This is a genomic window from Putridiphycobacter roseus, assembly GCF_003234935.1.
In the GTDB taxonomy this organism is placed as follows: Bacteria; Bacteroidota; Bacteroidia; order Flavobacteriales_D; family Crocinitomicaceae; genus Putridiphycobacter; species Putridiphycobacter roseus.
Window position 1 is genome coordinate 172,951 of sequence record NZ_QKSB01000002.1, and the last position, 14,343, is coordinate 187,293.

At 35.0% G+C, this 14,343-nt stretch carries 20 protein-coding genes; all 20 read right to left on the reverse strand.

Annotated elements, in window-relative coordinates; translation table 11 throughout:
• Positions 1-375 precede the first annotated feature (375 nt).
• The 20 genes from msrA to DNU06_RS04600 all read right to left on the reverse strand — a co-directional run bounded on the left by msrA (position 376) and on the right by DNU06_RS04600 (position 14,337).
• Positions 376-873 carry a peptide-methionine (S)-S-oxide reductase MsrA gene (gene msrA / locus DNU06_RS04505; RefSeq protein WP_111062036.1) on the reverse strand — a complete coding sequence of 166 codons (498 nt, stop codon included), beginning with the start codon at positions 871-873 and terminating at the stop codon, positions 376-378.
• Between the two features lie 71 nt (positions 874-944).
• Positions 945-1,889 carry a T9SS type A sorting domain-containing protein gene (locus DNU06_RS04510; protein ID WP_111062037.1) on the reverse strand — a complete coding sequence of 315 codons (945 nt, stop codon included), beginning with the start codon at positions 1,887-1,889 and terminating at the stop codon, positions 945-947.
• A 128-nt stretch (positions 1,890-2,017) separates the two neighbouring features.
• A complete protein-coding gene (locus DNU06_RS04515; protein WP_111062038.1) occupies positions 2,018-2,506 on the reverse strand; it encodes a hypothetical protein in 489 nt (162 codons plus the stop codon).
• A 103-nt stretch (positions 2,507-2,609) separates the two neighbouring features.
• Positions 2,610-2,981 (reverse strand): hypothetical protein, encoded by a 372-nt coding sequence (locus tag DNU06_RS04520; protein WP_111062039.1) that lies wholly within the window; start codon positions 2,979-2,981, stop codon positions 2,610-2,612.
• A 25-nt stretch (positions 2,982-3,006) separates the two neighbouring features.
• Positions 3,007-3,786, reverse strand: a complete 780-nt coding sequence (locus DNU06_RS04525) for a peroxiredoxin-like family protein (RefSeq protein WP_233502951.1) — start codon at positions 3,784-3,786, stop codon at positions 3,007-3,009.
• 124 nt (positions 3,787-3,910) lie between these two features.
• The gene (locus DNU06_RS04530; RefSeq protein WP_146239149.1) at positions 3,911-4,366 is read right to left on the reverse strand and encodes a hypothetical protein; all 456 of its coding nucleotides are present in this window, start codon (positions 4,364-4,366) and stop codon (positions 3,911-3,913) included.
• Positions 4,367-4,422: 56 nt separating this feature from the next.
• The gene (locus DNU06_RS04535; RefSeq protein WP_146239150.1) at positions 4,423-5,664 is read right to left on the reverse strand and encodes a T9SS type A sorting domain-containing protein; all 1,242 of its coding nucleotides are present in this window, start codon (positions 5,662-5,664) and stop codon (positions 4,423-4,425) included.
• A gap of 83 nt (positions 5,665-5,747) precedes the next feature.
• Entirely contained in the window at positions 5,748-6,995 is a 1,248-nt protein-coding gene (locus DNU06_RS04540) for a sulfate adenylyltransferase subunit 1 (protein WP_111062042.1), read from the reverse strand.
• Positions 6,996-7,006: 11 nt separating this feature from the next.
• On the reverse strand, positions 7,007-7,909 hold the full coding sequence (gene cysD, locus DNU06_RS04545) for a sulfate adenylyltransferase subunit CysD (RefSeq protein WP_111062043.1): 903 nt from the start codon (positions 7,907-7,909) through the stop codon (positions 7,007-7,009).
• Positions 7,910-7,914: 5 nt separating this feature from the next.
• Positions 7,915-8,526: a phosphoadenosine phosphosulfate reductase domain-containing protein gene (locus DNU06_RS04550; protein ID WP_199398988.1), complete on the reverse strand. Its 612-nt coding sequence runs from the start codon at positions 8,524-8,526 to the stop codon at positions 7,915-7,917.
• Between the two features lie 9 nt (positions 8,527-8,535).
• The gene (locus tag DNU06_RS04555) at positions 8,536-8,787 is read right to left on the reverse strand and encodes a DUF2061 domain-containing protein (RefSeq protein WP_111062044.1); all 252 of its coding nucleotides are present in this window, start codon (positions 8,785-8,787) and stop codon (positions 8,536-8,538) included.
• Between the two features lie 120 nt (positions 8,788-8,907).
• Complete coding sequence (locus DNU06_RS04560) at positions 8,908-9,315, reverse strand: RrF2 family transcriptional regulator (protein WP_111062045.1); 408 nt, start codon at positions 9,313-9,315, stop codon at positions 8,908-8,910.
• 146 nt (positions 9,316-9,461) lie between these two features.
• A complete protein-coding gene (locus DNU06_RS04565) occupies positions 9,462-10,163 on the reverse strand; it encodes a hypothetical protein (RefSeq protein ID WP_111062046.1) in 702 nt (233 codons plus the stop codon).
• Positions 10,164-10,238: 75 nt separating this feature from the next.
• Positions 10,239-10,787 carry a hypothetical protein gene (locus DNU06_RS04570; RefSeq protein ID WP_111062047.1) on the reverse strand — a complete coding sequence of 183 codons (549 nt, stop codon included), beginning with the start codon at positions 10,785-10,787 and terminating at the stop codon, positions 10,239-10,241.
• Positions 10,784-12,100, reverse strand: a complete 1,317-nt coding sequence (gene rimO / locus DNU06_RS04575) for a 30S ribosomal protein S12 methylthiotransferase RimO (RefSeq protein ID WP_111062048.1) — start codon at positions 12,098-12,100, stop codon at positions 10,784-10,786. The genes DNU06_RS04570 and rimO overlap by 4 nt, the downstream gene beginning before the upstream one ends.
• A 24-nt stretch (positions 12,101-12,124) precedes the next feature.
• On the reverse strand, positions 12,125-13,078 hold the full coding sequence (ftsY, locus tag DNU06_RS04580) for a signal recognition particle-docking protein FtsY (protein ID WP_111062049.1): 954 nt from the start codon (positions 13,076-13,078) through the stop codon (positions 12,125-12,127).
• Between the two features lie 68 nt (positions 13,079-13,146).
• A complete protein-coding gene (locus tag DNU06_RS04585; RefSeq protein WP_111062050.1) occupies positions 13,147-13,302 on the reverse strand; it encodes a DUF4295 domain-containing protein in 156 nt (51 codons plus the stop codon).
• A 7-nt stretch (positions 13,303-13,309) separates the two neighbouring features.
• The gene (rpmG, locus tag DNU06_RS04590; protein WP_111062051.1) at positions 13,310-13,498 is read right to left on the reverse strand and encodes a 50S ribosomal protein L33; all 189 of its coding nucleotides are present in this window, start codon (positions 13,496-13,498) and stop codon (positions 13,310-13,312) included.
• Between the two features lie 11 nt (positions 13,499-13,509).
• Positions 13,510-13,749, reverse strand: a complete 240-nt coding sequence (gene rpmB, locus DNU06_RS04595) for a 50S ribosomal protein L28 (RefSeq protein ID WP_111062052.1) — start codon at positions 13,747-13,749, stop codon at positions 13,510-13,512.
• A 129-nt stretch (positions 13,750-13,878) separates the two neighbouring features.
• Entirely contained in the window at positions 13,879-14,337 is a 459-nt protein-coding gene (locus DNU06_RS04600; RefSeq protein ID WP_111062053.1) for a DUF1801 domain-containing protein, read from the reverse strand.
• Between the last annotated feature and the right edge of the window lie 6 nt (positions 14,338-14,343).

Here is a 14,343-nt window from a genome sequence, read left to right on the forward strand (position 1 = left end):
ATTTTGCCGACTCGAGTTAGCAGAGGATTTTCTTTTATGTTGCTAAATGTTAATTTAGTAAAGTAATCTTATTATTACAATAACCTGTCGACAGAGGAAAAAATACTTAATTAGTATTCCTCCTAGAGGTGTTAATTTAAAGCGATATAATAAAATAGATAGTAAAAGGAACTTTAGGAATAATGCGTAAGGGATGTATTACCTCCTCTTAACGCAGCAACACCTATTAATTTAGTCTATAAAAAGTCAAAAACACAACCGTTAATTGCCGCAATAACATTTTTAATAAATGCAAATAACAGCCCGTGAAATAAAATCAATGCTGGTGAATTCAAAAGAAAAAAATCCAGCCCTTTTGGGTCTGGATTTTAAATTTTATGCTGGAATGAAAGTATCAAATCTTTCAAAATGGCAAGTATAGCCATTGGGGTTGCGCAGTAAATAATCTTGGTGTTCTGGTTCTGCTGGCCAAAACTTGGTAAAGGGTTCTAAAGTAGTTACTGCTGGTGCTTTCCATCTGTTTGAAGCATCTACAATTCCAATAACTTTTTCTGCTATTGTTTTTTCTGCTTCGTCCTGAAAGAAAATCGTTGAGCGATAACTAGATCCCTTGTCATTTCCTTGTTGGTCGACCGTAGTTGGATTGTGAATTCTGAAAAAATAATCCAAAATTAACTCATACGTAGTTACTTTCGGGTCGTAAGTTAATTCAATGCCTTCGGCATGACCAGGGTGATATTTGTAAGTTGGATTTTCATTATCCCCACCCAAATAACCAACTTCGGTGTCAACAATGCCTGGTCTTACCCTAAACAAGTCTTCCATTCCCCAAAAACAACCGCCTGCGATATACGCTTTTTTGTAATTTTCCATGCTCTTATTCTTTCTAAAAAATTAATAAGTAAATATAAGCATTAGACGAATGAAAGCAGCTAATCTTACAGTTATTCTTTGATGATTTTTTGAATCATTCGGTTGCCATCTGTCTGCACTACCTCTAATAAGTAAATACCCGGTGCCCCTTGCAATTCAAAGAAAACTTCGGGTGCATACCCCATATTTTGGCTACTGATCAGCTGTCCGTATAGATTGTATAAACTCACGCGGTCAATTTCGAATTCACTTTCATTTTTTAAGGTAAAATTCCCTTGGTTTGGGTTTGGATAGACTTTTAAAGGGGTTTCCGCAATTTGAGGTTCGTCAACACTCAAGGTTAAATCACAAGTGCCTTGTATCCCTTGCGCAAGTGGTCCATCATCCAATGAGTAATGGGTAACGCCTTGTTGACTCATACACATCAAATCGACAAAATAATTAGAAATATTGCCGTTTGCTTCCATAAATAAACCCGAACGTGAACCGATTCCCTCAATGTATGGATAAGTCACATTTTGGATATTAAATACTTTTCGCAAACTACCATCCACCATTATTGTATCAATATTATCAATGGTAATGGTATGCATGGTAAATAAATTTTCTCCAGGCCAAGACGATTTTGTGTAAACATCTTTACTGTCTCCTTCATTCAAGGTAAAATCATAGACCAATAATTCCGCTGTGGAATCCTTAGGTATAATATAAACCTGTCCAACTGTATAACGAATGGCTGCAAAATAATCGGATGAATTTGCAGTACACAAATCCAATTGTTTGTAAGCAACATTATTGATGCTTGTATCTAACCCGTTTGCACAAAAATTATCTACTTCTTCTTGCGTAACAGTAAACCATCCATCTTGGTGATAATAACTCTGGTAACGATTTACCCAAACCGCATCTTCCGTCGGAAAAGGATGATTTTGCGCTGATGCGTGATTTTCAAAAATCATTGGTAAAAAAAGGATTGCAATAATAAACGCTTGGCGTATTTGGATTCGATTTTTCATACTATTGATTTTAAGAGGTTAGCAATTATATAAACGTATTGAATTTCAATTTGGTTGGCGTACAAAAATTAAATACCATTCAAAAAGCACAAAAAAACTCCAGCCTGAACAGACTGGAGTTATACTATTTATTTGCTTAAAATCTGTTGGTTAATCAGACCTGCCCAGCCTTCGGCTAATTGTAATTCACCATTCAAAACCATGGTGTGTTCTGCGTTAAAAAATTCTAAATTTAATTTTGAATTCGCTGGTTTATTCAATTGAAATTCTAAATCAACCCGATCGATTAAGATTTGGTTTTTATACTCCCCGTTAATCACCCGGTTGGTTTTAATGACATTGCATTTTTTTACATTTGAAAGGTCCACCGTATTAGTAAACACCTTGTCATCAAAACTTTTGTAAAAATAAACTTCCGACCTTTTTTTGTCTATCCCTATTCCTGTATCTCCAGAAAATTCATGTGCGTGAATCACACCATTTTTCGCTGCTGCGATTTCGTTTAAATTTTGTAGCATTTTTTTTGCTTTCTTTTTGCTATTTCTGCTCATTAAAATAAAAGGAATGATACAGATAACAACAAATATTGCGCCCACAAGGGCTGTTCCTAAATCCATTGGTAAAATATTTGATAATTGATTAATTAAATGATTGCGAAAACATTTTCGCAAGGGACCACAGTTCTTCTAATAGAAAAACCCAGTCAGTTTAATTAGACCATTACCAAAAATAATGTTGTGGAAAAATGAGATCGGCTCGGGTAAAATGAATCCGATTTTTAAGAATGTCCGCATGGTAATTAATGAATTGGACAGCATATTGATTGTTAGCATCCAGAATGGCTACTGCAGAAAAATGTTTATTTTCTGGTAACCGATCTCCTAAATCTATACTTTCGAATAATGAATTTAAATGGCTTGCCGCCGGTAAGTATTGTTGGTCGCTTTTAACCTCGTTTAAAGCATACACAATCGCATTCGAATCATCTTGCCCCTGTATATTTTCACCAAAGGAGAAACCAACCAAACTAATGGAAACACAATAAATGGCTGTTAAAATCCAACCTTTTAAATATTGCAACTCAAATCGCATTTTACAAATTTATTACTGAATGGAATTATTTTAATCCTTTTAGCACCTCAAGAATTTCGCTAGGCTCTGCTCTATTTCTGTAGTCCGCATCTAAAAATGCGTATTTTACCATGTGATCTTGTCCAATTACATAAGTAGCCGCCAATGGCAATCGTCCATCATCACTACCGTTATATGCACTCAATCCGAACCCATTTTCATATAACGCTCTTACGTCATCCGTTAAGGTAAATACCACATGATAGTTGTTAGCAATGCCATTATCAACGTCGCTCAAGACTTCAAATTCCAATTCATTTTTTTCAGCTGTAGAAATTGAACTATCAGGTAATTCGGGAGTCAAAGCCAATAAATTTGCCCCTTGTGCCTTAAAATCGGGTAAAGCAGCTTGCATATGACTGAGTGTAATGTTACAATAAGGACACCATCCGCCCCTGTACCACATCAAAACCACTGGTCCTTTTTTCAATTCCTCATATAAACTAACGCTTTCTCCTGCTGCATTACTCAATGAAAAATCTGGTGCTTTATCTCCCAATTGAATGGCATTATCTACCACACCTTGATCAATTACCGCTTGCAATCCGGCTGCGTATTTTTCTTTTTTATCGTCACTGGCTTTGATTTCAAAATTGGCTTTTTTAGCGTTTAAATCTGAAAGTAAGCTATTTGAATTTGTTGTTGAATTATTCATCTCTTTGTCGTTTGTTTTGTCTGTTGAATGGGATGTATTGTCGCTTGTATTTGAATTACAACTCAAGAATAACAATGTGCTTGATGTAAGGATAAAAAATATGTTTTTCATTAATCTTAAGTATTTTGCTATTCAAATAGCTTTTTCAAAAATATTTGTGGTGTAAAAGTATATTCAAATCTCAACAATGTTAGCTCCGAATCCTTAAAATGTCTTAATTTTTTAAAAAAATAATTCAGCGGAGTATTTTTCGAATGCCTTTGTCAAATGCTGCGCTGTATTTATTGCGTTGTGCATTTAAACAGACTTCAAACTCTCCTTTTAAGTGTGGGTACTTTTGGACCAAATTATGCAAAACAAATATTGCCCGCGACTTGATGGTGACATTCGCTTCGTTTGAAGCAATCACAGCAAACAACAAATCAATGGCAGTCCCCTCGTTTTCAAGTGGAACGCCTACAATTTTCCAGTAAGTAGGCAAGGCGTGTTTTAAGGCCACTTGTCCTTTTTCGAATTGTTGAAACCAAGCTGGTAAATCCGCTTTTAATATCGCGGGATACATTTCCCCTACTTCACTCAACAACCATAAAAACCGACTGGCTATTTGTTCCTTTTCATTGAGTATTGGCAGAAAATCGAGGGTAGAAAATTGATTTTCATTGATAATTGTTGCCCATTTTTTTCTCAACATCACATTGCTTCTTTGCAAATCTTTTAACAGTATTGCAAAAAAGGCAGCCTTGTCCATTATTGTTTCATCACTTTTTTGACCACTAGTTGTGCTTCCGATTGAATTTTAATAAAATAAACTCCTTTAGACGCATCCGATAAATCAATGTTTTGTACCGACTTAGTTTGTCTAAATTGTTGCATGACCTTACCGGTTATATTTACAATTTCTATGCTTGCATTAATAGGCGCTAATAATTGAAATTGATCTTGAAATGGATTGGGAAAAACAGCCACTTTAATAGTGGTATTTTCTATACCTAATTGTGTGATATTAACGCTTTGCTCATAAGTCGCTTGTCTTCCACAATACTTAGCCGTTAACTTCACTTGAAAAGTTCCAGTTTGGTTATAAGTATGTGTTGGGTTTTCAAGGTTAGAAGAGTTGTTGTCACCAAAATCCCAAGCATATTCGTAAGCGTGCTCGCTCAAATTATTGAAGGTAACATCACTGGCATTAATGGTAAAATTAAAGGCCGCAACTGGTGCAGTATAATCGAAAATAGGACTTGTAGCAGCATACACTACTTGGTCGGCAACACCTTTCAGGTAGTTTGCTTCCAATTGCGTCATGCCATTTGGTAAAAAAGTATTGGCTTGCGATTGGGTTTCAAAAATTAAATCGTTAAAAATACAGGCCGCTAAATAAGAACCGAAGATGGACGGATGTGAACCGTCGCCTGCGTACAACTGACTGTGAGACACTATTGGATTGGGGTCGTTAAAAACGACATTAAAACCTAAACCAACAGGACTTAACATGCCATCATTTACTTTGGTCATGTGTTCGTATGCGTTAAACAAACGTTGATTCATTTTTGAAAAGGTATTGATAGAATCCCATTGAGGATCGCCATTCAACCTGCCCCAAGTATTAAAAAACATTGGAATGGCACAAGCATTTGCAGCGCGAATAGAATCACACAATATTTTTGCTTTCGGATAAACGTCAGTAATGACTTGCGCATATGGAAAAGAAGGTGCTTGACTTTGGTCCTGCAAAACCACAAAATCCCATGTATTGGCTGCAATTACACTCAAACTAGTTGTGTTAGTGGAATGTCCGTTTAAAGTGTATCCGCCCGGTGTATTTTGTTGGTGTACTAAATCATCCCCTTGGTGATTTGCCAAACTGTCAATCAAACTTGGTAAATCATTCACATACGTGTAACTATTGCCTAAAAAAGCTACTTTTTTAGTGGTTTGTGCAAAGATGCTACATGGTAATAAGAAGAGTAATAAGTAAGCTATTTTTTTCACGAGACTGATTTGAAAGCTATACGGACGACCATTGCAATAGGTTGCTTCATTACAAATAGTTTTTCCAATAAACACAAATTACATCACCCAATAAAACCTACGCCTGCCGTAGTATTGGTTTTTACATCAATTAAAACAAAGGCCCCGTTTTGTTTATTATCGGCATAATTATCGCTATAAATTGCTTGATTTAATTTAAAGGATACTTGTCCTATTTGGTTAATTTTTAAATTTTCAATCGCCTTTTCTTCCATAGACAAGTCAGGTTTAACAAGAGATTTTAAAGCAGTTACTTTTGCTAAAACCTGATGAACACCATGTTGTAATATGTACTTCGAAGTTAAATCTAAAGGTGTTTGGTCCATCCAACAAATGGTTGCCTCCACTGTTTTCGACGTGTTAGGAAGTTCATTATATTTCACAATCATATCCCCTCGACTTACATTCACATCATCTGTTAAACTAATAGCAATAGAATCACCAGCATTGGCTATATCATACGTTTGATTATAAAATTGAATTTTTTCAATGGTAGAGGAAGTGCCAGAAGGCAATACCGTTACTTTATCACCAACCGCTAACGCTCCACCATATAACTTACCGGCATACCCTCTATAGTCATGAAATTTTTCAGACTTTGGTCGAATCACGGTTTGTACAGGAAAACGGGCTTGACTTTTTTCAAATACTGCCCCCACCTCTATGGACTCCAAATGTGATAATAAAGTTTCCCCTTTGTACCATGGCATTTTATCTGAAAAGTCGACCACATTATCTCCCTTTAACGCACTCAATGGAATAAAGGTTAATTTTTGGTTTTGATAGGCGTTGGATTTTGAAATTTTTAAAATTTCTGCTTTAATTTCTTCGTATTTATCTTCCGAATAATCGACTAAATCCATTTTATTGATGGCCACCACAACATCTTTAATTCTTAATAAAGCATTTATGTAAAAGTGTCTTTTGGTCTGCTCTACTACCCCATGCCTCGCATCCACTAATATTATTGCCATTTGAGAAGTAGATGCCCCTGTGACCATATTTCTAGTATATTCAATATGCCCAGGAGTATCAGCAATAATATAACTTTTATTTTTGGTGGCCCAATATATATGTGCCACATCAATAGTAATACCTTGTTCTCTTTCCGCCATTAAGCCATCTGTTGCCATTGAAAAATCGAGGTAATCGTATCCTTTTTTTTGACTGCTTTTTTCTATGGCTTCTAATTTATCATCTGTCAGTGATTTAGTGTCGTACAATAAGCGACCAATTAAGGTACTTTTTCCATCATCTACACTACCTGCTGTTGCTATTTTTAATACTTGCATTTTATTAATCTTTAAAAGTAACCTTGTTTTTTTCTTTGTTCCATAGCGCCTTCTGAGCGTTTATCATCTATCCTTGCCCCGCGTTCAGATATGGTAGAGGCTTGAATTTCTTCCACCACTTTAGCAATAGTGGTGGCTCCCGAAATTACTGCAGCGGTACAACTCATGTCTCCTACGGTTCTAAATCGTACTTGTCTCGTTGTTACTGCTTCGCTTTCTTCTCTAAAAACAACCACATCATTTGCCGTCCAAATCATACCATCTCTAATAAATGTCTTTCTTTCGTGTGCAAAATAAATGGATGGAATTTCAATATCTTCCGTTTTAATGTATTGCCAAACGTCTAATTCTGTCCAATTAGAAATTGGGAATACCCTTACATTTTGTCCTAGTTCAATTTTACCATTCAACATGTCGAAAACTTCCGGTCGTTGGTTCTTTTCGTCCCATTGTCCAAAATCATCTCTCACCGAAAAAATACGCTCTTTGGCTCTAGCCTTTTCTTCATCTCTCCTTGCACCGCCAATGCAGGCATCAAATCCATATTCTTCAATAGCATCCAAAAGTGTTTCGGTTTGGAGCATATTTCTACTGGCATATCTACCAGTTTCTTCTTTTACTTTACCTTGATCAATATTGTCCTGTACCTGTCTTACAATTAATTCCAGACCAAGCTCTTTGGCCAATTTATCTCTAAATTCAATCGTTTCAGGAAAGTTATGGCCCGTGTCGATATGTAAAAGAGGAAATGGAATTTTTGCAGGATAAAAAGCTTTCTGCGCTAATCTTACCAAGGTTATAGAATCCTTGCCTCCCGAAAAAAGTAAGACTGGTTTTTCAAATTGTGCCACCACTTCTCGAAAAATATAAATGGATTCGCTTTCTAAGGGATTAATATTTAACTTTCTTTTCATGTATTTTAATTATGAATGCCACATTCTCTATTGTTCAACACCTTTGTTGGATCGAAATATTTAAACTCGTTAGGTATTTTATTCAATTTTAAGTAATCGTCCAATTCTTCGTCCGACCAATAATAAAAAGGACTAATTTTAAGTACATTATCCTTTCCTTGTGAAACAATTCCAATGCTATCTCTAAAGGCAGTTTGCCCTTGACGAAGATTAGTAAACCAAACATCAGGATTGTTTGCCGCCATAGCCCTTCGAAAAGGCTCCAATTTAACTTGCTCTGAAAATAACTCGTGTGCTTTGGTATCTACTTCCGGAATTCCCATTATTACATCTCTATATCCCTTCGTTTGTTGTGGAACATATAAATGGATATTTAAATCGAATAAGGCCATCAAATCCTTTGCATGTCGGTAAGTGTTTGGCGTATTATAGCCCGTATCGCACCAAATGACTTTAATGTCTTTTTTCACTTTAGTCACCGCATGTAATATGGCACCTTCATAAGGTCTAAAATTGGTGGTTATTACTGGATCAATGGCATTTACCAACGCCCAAATTATAATATCGTGTGGGGTTTGGTTTTTGAGTTCTTCGTTAATCGCTTCTAAATTTATCATTTTATACTTTTATTTCCCCCAGCTAATGGTATTCCACATGCGTTCATGCAAAAAATAAAGTAGCATTTTAGTCAACAATTCAATAGCTCCTATCGAAAAAGCTAGAGAAAGCGTTCCGGTAACAAACCAGGATATTAAAACGGTATCTATTGTGCCAACTGTACGCCAACTGATAGATTTGATAATGCTCCGTATTGGTTTTTCAGAGGATTTATCTGTACTATAATTAGTCTTGTTTGGAGAAGTTTGTGTTAATAACATTTACTTAATCTATTTACCCTATAGTTTTAGTAGGGAATACAGACACAAAGTTATCTTTTTTTATTTATATTCCTTCTTAAAAAATATTAAAAAGTTTTAAAGACAACCTAAACAATTAGTTTACAGAATATCAGCTAGTGTATTATTTTTTAGAGTTTTTAAAGTACTGTCCCTAATCTGTACCATTAATTTGTGTACAGAACAAGCTGCTTCATCCGGACAATCCTCACATTTTTCGTAATAATTTAAGCTGGCACATGGCAGCATGGCAATGGGTCCTTCTAATTGTCGGATAACATCCGTCATTAAAATTTCAACGGGTGGTTTAATAAAATAATACCCACCTCCTTTGCCTTTTTTCGAGCCTAAAAATCCCGCTTTTTTTAACGTCAACAATATACTTTCTAAAAATTTATGCGAAATATTTTCACTTTCTGAAATAGTCGCTACTTGCACTGGCAAATTGGAAGTTTGCTTAGCCATAAAGGAAAGTGCCTTTAGCCCATATTTTGTTTTCTTTGAAAGCATATAACAAATATAATTAATCTATTCCAAACCAATGATGCCCTCCAACATATTAAAGGTCTAGCTTATTAAGCCATAATTATTAGATGAGTATAGAGAAAGCAATACAAAACAGCAGGTTTTATATTGCTTTTTAGTTAAGTGATATTTTATATATCGAAGGTTAATATTACGGACAATGGGGCATCAAAGTATCCATTAATACTTTTTAACTCATCCAATTCTTTGTCCTCCACTATAGGAACGTAATCATTCAACGGAATATACTTAATTGTTTCTTTGGATTTTGTCATACTAATGGAGAAATTAGCTTCTGTCGTCAAACTTAAACGCGGCGTTATTTTAAATCTAAAACCCAGTAAAGGAGCAATACCTATGGTCTCGGTATTATACTCCCTGCCTAGAGAATATTGATATTCATAGGTATAATTATCATCCCTAAATTGGCCATAACTTGCTCTAAAGTCAACCCCATAAAAAGCTTGCCAACGTTTACTGATGTCTGTTTTAAATTCCCAACCCAACCTTAAGTTTAAGGTTTTCGTAAATCGTTTTCTAATGGTAGAATCCCCATAATATAAATTTTGGAATTCATTTTCTGCATAAAGTCCCCCAGCCCCAAACCTAATGTTACCTACATTCATTTTATATCTGTAGGTAAACTGGTAAATAGGATATTGGAAATCTGATTCACCAGTGATATTGGTAAACTTTTTAATAAAACCTGTGGCATCTAGTCCAATTTCATGGTGACGCACTGTTTCCCAATCTGCTGCTGCTTTTTCATTTTGAGAAAAGGCTTGACCTGTTCCAAGAAAAAGACAAATACTTATAGACCATAATTTCATCATCCTTATTTTTTGTTAAATGTTTTTTACAAGAACGATAAAAATTTTTAAATATTGTAAATCAAAAAGTTATTATTATTAATTAAAAAAAAGCTGTCGCTCTTTATGGATAGCACCATGAAAAAAAAGGAGGTGCGTATTCACCAAATTGATTTTCACAAAATCCATTACTTGACTTTCTGAACCCTTAAAAACCATATTAAAATCATATATTTTGTTCTTTTTAAGATGGCGTGCAAAATAAGATTCTTTATAATTCCCCTCAGCCAATGACACCCCATTTCCTATGCCTTGTTTTACGCTATAAACGATATTCATTTTTTTTATAACGCCCAATTCATAGTCTGCCAGACTAACTTTTTTCTTTATCTTCAAAAACAAGAAGCCTTTCGATTCCACGAAATAATTGACAGGCGAATGATTTATAAGTACTTCAGATTTTGCAAATAAAAGCCAACAACCTAAAAAAGTAAGCGGAAAAGTCAACAATAAATAAAGCCCTATTTGTAAAACAGCAGCGGCATTAGAAAATAGACTAGAAAGTGGTAACAATCCCAATACAATTAACAAAATCCCCACTCCTTGTCCTGTTGGGGGATAAGTTTTTCCTTGTGGGTAAATAATCACTTCACCAAAGCACCGTACAAATCGTAATGGTCGGCATCAATAATTTCCACCATGGCAAAATCACCGATAGAAATGTAAGTTTCATCATCCTTTTTCACCAATACTTCGTTGTCTACTTCTGGAGAATCGTATTCTGATCTACCAATAAAATAGTCACCTTCAATTCTATCGAACAATACTTTTAAAGTACGGCCAATTTTCTCTTGGTTCAAGTCATAAGAAATTCCTGACTGTAATTCCATGATGGTTTCTGCTCTTTCATTTTTCAATTCCGCCGGAACGTCATCTTCAAAATTATAAGCGTGCGTATCTTCTTCGTGAGAGTATTGGAATACTCCCAAACGTTCGAAACGCATCTCTTCCACCCATTCCATCATTTCGTCAAAATCGGCTTCAGTTTCACCTGGGTAACCAACAATTAAAGAAGTACGGATTGCGATTCCTGGTACCTTTACACGGATATCGTTGATCAATGCAGTTGTTTTTTCTCTTGTAATCCCTCTACGCATGGCTTTTAACATGGCAGTTGAACCGTGTTGTAATGGCATATCTAAATAGAAACAGATGTTGTCGTATTTATTCATTACATCAAACACATCCATTGGGAAACCAGCAGGGAATGCATAGTGTAGACGAATCCACTCAATACCTTCAACTTGCGCTAAGTTTTCTAATAGTTCTGCTAAATTTCTTTTTTTGTAGATATCTAAACCGTAATAAGTCAAATCTTGAGCAATCAAAATAAGCTCTTTTACTCCTTTTGCTGCTAAGCTTTTAGCTGAAGCAACCAAGTCTTCGATTGGTGTAGAAACGTGCTTACCTCTCATTAAAGGAATGGCACAAAAAGAACAAGGTCTATCACAACCTTCCGCAATTTTAAAATAAGCGTAATGAGAAGGAGTGGTCAACAAACGTTCTCCTACTAATTCTTTTTTATAATCTGCTTTTAATGTTTTTAATAATCTCGGTAAATCTCTTGTTCCAAAATAGCCATCCACTTGCGGGATTTCTGTTTCCAATTCGTCCTTATAACGTTGCGACAAACATCCTGTAACATAAATTTTATCTACTGAACCTTCATTTTTTGCATCTACATAACGCAAAATAGTATCAATAGATTCTTGTTTTGCATTGTCGATAAAACCACAAGTGTTGATCACTACAATTTCAGAATCATCTTGTTTGGCTTCATGCTCTACTTCAAACTTATTGGCAACCAATTGCGTCATCAATACTTCTGAATCAAAAGTGTTTTTTGAGCAACCTAAAGTTACAATATTCACTTTATTTTTACGGAGTGTTTTAGTTTTCAAAACAGCTTATTTTTACGTGTGAAATTAATTAAAAAGAGAATCTACAAATTCAACTTTATCAAAAAGTTGTAAATCGTTCATTCCTTCACCAACACCAATATATTTTACTGGTATTTTCATTTGATCAGAGATACCGATCACGACACCACCTTTGGCAGTACCGTCGAGTTTAGTTATTGCCAAAGCATTGATATCGGTCGCCAAAGAAAATTGTTTGGCTTGTTCGAATGCGTTTTGACCAGTTGAACCATCTAAAACTAATAAAACTTCATGGGGTGCACCAGGCACAATTTTATCCATTACGTTTTTAATTTTCGATAATTCGTTCATTAAATTTACTTTGTTGTGCAATCTACCGGCCGTATCGATAATCACGACATCTGCATTTTGCGCTTTGGCAGACTGCAAAGTATCGAACGCAACCGAAGCTGGATCGGCATTCATCCCTTGTTGTACAATAGGAACACCTACTCTATCTGCCCAAATAATTAATTGATCGACTGCAGCAGCACGAAAAGTATCACTGGCACCCAGCACTACTTTTTTACCCATAGATTTAAATTGATGTGCTAGTTTTCCAATGGTGGTTGTTTTACCAACACCATTCACCCCAACCACCATAATTACGTAAGGTGTATTTTCGACTTCTGGAATAACGATACCATCTACACTTGAAGAATTATTCTCTTCGAGTAAATTAGCGATTTCAGCTTTTAAAATCCCATTTAATTCTTCAGTAGAAACATATTTATCTTTGGCAACTTTGGCTTCAATTCTATCAATAATCTTTAATGTGGTTTCCACCCCAACATCCGAAGAGATTAAAACCTCTTCCAAATTATCCAAAACCTCAGCATCTACGCGTGATTTTCCAACCACCGTACGGGTCAGTTTACTTAAAAAACTTTTTTTTGTTTTTTCTAACCCCTTGTCTAACGACTCTTTTTTTTCTTTTGAGAAAAAATTAAAAATGCCCATATGTTTAAAATAAAAAAAGCTTCTCCCATTAAATGGAAGAAGCTAAATACATTATAACTTGTTGAAAATTACTTTCCAGTAAACCAACTTTTAATTTTGTCGTTATGTACAATTTCTTCCTTGAAACTATAAGCTCCAGTTTTTTCACTTTTGATCATCTTTACAACCTTAGTGTGCTCTTTACCACCACCGGTTTGTAAACTTGCAACTGTTTTCTTAGCCATGTCTTAATTATTTAATTTCTTTATGAATAGTATATTTCTTTAAAATAGGATTGAATTTTTTAATCTCCATTCTTTCTGGAGTATTCTTTCTATTTTTTGTCGTGATATAACGAGATGTTCCTGGAACACCTGAATCTTTATGTTCAGTACATTCTAAAATAACCTGAATTCTATTTCCTTTACTTTTCTTTGCCATCTTCTTGGATATTAGCCTTTATAAACTCCACTTTTCTTAGCTTCTCTAAGCACAGTAGAAATTCCTTTTTTATTAATTGTTCTTAACATTGAAGCTGAAATCTTCAACGTCACATACTTATCTTCTTCAGGGATATAAAACTTTTTAGTCACCAAGTTTGGGTAAAACTTTCTTTTCGTTCTTCTTTTTGAGTGAGAAACGTTGTTCCCGCTCATTACTTTTTTCCCTGATAATTCACAAATTCTTGACATCTTCGTTTATTCTTTTAGTCATTTACGCTACCAAAAGTAAATCCTATCGACTACTTTCGGGAGCGCAAAGTTAATATTTTTTTTTTAATCCTACACGTTTTAATTACTTTTTTAAAAATAATTTCAACTTTATTTTTGTTTTAAGTTTACCTCATAACATGCAATCCATTCTTCTGCAGTCATTTTTTGCATCAATTCCCCTATTAATTCAAAGGGAATTTGATCCATCCTTTTAAACCGAATGCAGCTTTTCCCCATGTCCAATTTTGTTTTCACAAATTTTGGATACTCCCCAACAAACCATTCCATCAATTCAGGGTTGGCATAAATCCCCATATGGTATAAAGCTACAAAATTCTTTTGCGAAGCAATATTAACAAAAGGCAAAGGTAATTCGGTGTTACAATGATATCCCGCTGGATACTTATCGTGTGGCACCACATACCCTACCATACCATAATTCATACATTCCTCAAAGTTCTGGTCCATATTCGTCAAAATAGTTTGACGTAATTTTAACATGGGTGCTTTTCGTTCCTCCGGTAATTCTTCGAAATATTGTTCGACTGTCCTTGCCTTCGATTGCATATATTA